The sequence below is a fragment of the Pseudoalteromonas sp. P1-30 genome, assembly GCF_001400005.1.
Lineage (GTDB): Bacteria > Pseudomonadota > Gammaproteobacteria > Enterobacterales > Alteromonadaceae > Pseudoalteromonas > Pseudoalteromonas atlantica.
In genome coordinates, this window is sequence record NZ_LKBC01000029.1 from 1 (window position 1) to 1,542 (window position 1,542).

Genomic DNA, 1,542 nt, shown 5'->3' on the forward strand with positions numbered 1-1,542 from the left:
CAAAGATCAACACGCCCTAGGGCGTGTTGATCTTTGTAATGTTAATTTGCAGCAAGCACCGTATGTATTTGGTACACTTACGCCACGAAGTCATTAAGCCACCCTTTTTATGTTATATATTGGATGCCCTCAGTGGTCGAGCAGCGCCTGGAAAGGCAACTTATTTACCCGCCAATGTAAAAATGCCGATATGCTAAGCCAATATGCCCAGCATTTTAACTCAGTTGAAGGCAATACCAGCTTTTACGCAGACCCAGCGCCAAGCACTGTTTTACGCTGGGCTCAAAGCGTACCCGAGGACTTTAAATTTACGTTTAAGTTTCATCGTCGCTTTAGCCACGAACTTGCGCTTAGTAATGTTCAAACAGAACTTAATGACTGGCTTACGTTATTTACCCCAATACTTGAAAAAACAGGGCAAATAATGCTGCAATTACCCAAAGCGTTTGGTCCAAACGATTTACCTAAATTAACGCAATTTATTAGCTTGCTCCCCAAAGAGCTAAAGTACGGTGTAGAAGTACGCCATAGTGATTTTTTTAAAAAAGGTGAGGCCGAAATTGCCCTTAATCAGCTATTAATGGCAAATAATATAAACCGTATTTCTATGGATACCCGTGCGCTTTTTACAGTAAAGCCCACTACCGAGGCTTTAATAGATGCACAACAAAAAAAGCCCCACTTACCGGTACATGCAATAGCTACTGGCTCGCAGCCGATGGCGCGCTTTGTAATAGCCGATTTACAAAACGACTATAAACCCTTTTATAAACCGTGGCTCAATAAAGTAAAACAATGGCTTGATGAGGGAAAAACCCCGTATGTGTTTTTTCATACTGCCGATAACCGAGAATCTCCACTCCTTGCTAGGCAGTTTTGTGAAGACCTAGGGTATAATCACCCGGTATTAAATCCATTCAGCGGCGAAAAAGAAGCCCACCAGCCAACGCTTTTTTAAATAGAGAATAAAATGAGTGAATACGCACGTTACTTTACCGGCTACCCAGCTAACATTGTTGAACAAGTATTAAGCCTTATAAATAACAATAAGGTATGTGACTACTTACTTAAAAAATACCCACATGCGCACACCATCACCACCGACAAACTACTTTACAGCTACGCCACTGATTTAAAAAAACAGTATTTAAAAAACGCCCCACCGTTTGGACGCGCTGCATTTAAAAAACAAGGTGATATGGTTACCAATGCACTCGGTACCCACACCTACCGCATGCAAGGTAAAACCCGTAAGCACGATTTAGCCATAAACAGCGATTTACTGCGCGCACCTGAGCCACTGTTAAAAGCGCTAGTCGTACACGAACTCGCCCACTTTAAAGAAAAAGATCACAACAAAAGCTTTTATAAACTGTGCTGCCACATAGAGCCCCAATACCATCAGTTAGAGTTAGATTTACGGATTTTTTGTGTGGTGGTAGCGATGGGAGAGAATCCTTATTCATGAACGGTCAGCGGTCAGCGGTCAGCGGTCTGATCTGACCCCGATAAAGTAGACACGGGGTTTTAATTCATTGATTC

Annotated in this window: 2 protein-coding genes; both read left to right on the forward strand. The window is 42.3% G+C overall.

Annotation, left to right across the window (positions count from 1 at the left end; translation table 11 throughout):
• The first annotated feature begins 109 nt into the window (after positions 1–109).
• The gene (locus AN395_RS19235; protein WP_054983975.1) at positions 110–958 is read left to right on the forward strand and encodes a DUF72 domain-containing protein; all 849 of its coding nucleotides are present in this window, start codon (positions 110–112) and stop codon (positions 956–958) included.
• A gap of 12 nt (positions 959–970) precedes the next feature.
• A complete protein-coding gene (locus tag AN395_RS19240; RefSeq protein ID WP_054983976.1) occupies positions 971–1,468 on the forward strand; it encodes a M48 family metallopeptidase in 498 nt (165 codons plus the stop codon).
• Positions 1,469–1,542: the final 74 nt, after the last annotated feature.

What these genes read in the sequence shown, in the direction of transcription:
- AN395_RS19240 (WP_054983976.1), top strand. Translation starts at nt 971, where the DNA reads ATGAGTGAATACGCACGTTACTTTACCGGCTACCCAGCTAACATTGTT.
- AN395_RS19235 (WP_054983975.1), top strand. Translation starts at nt 110, where the DNA reads ATGTTATATATTGGATGCCCTCAGTGGTCGAGCAGCGCCTGGAAAGGC.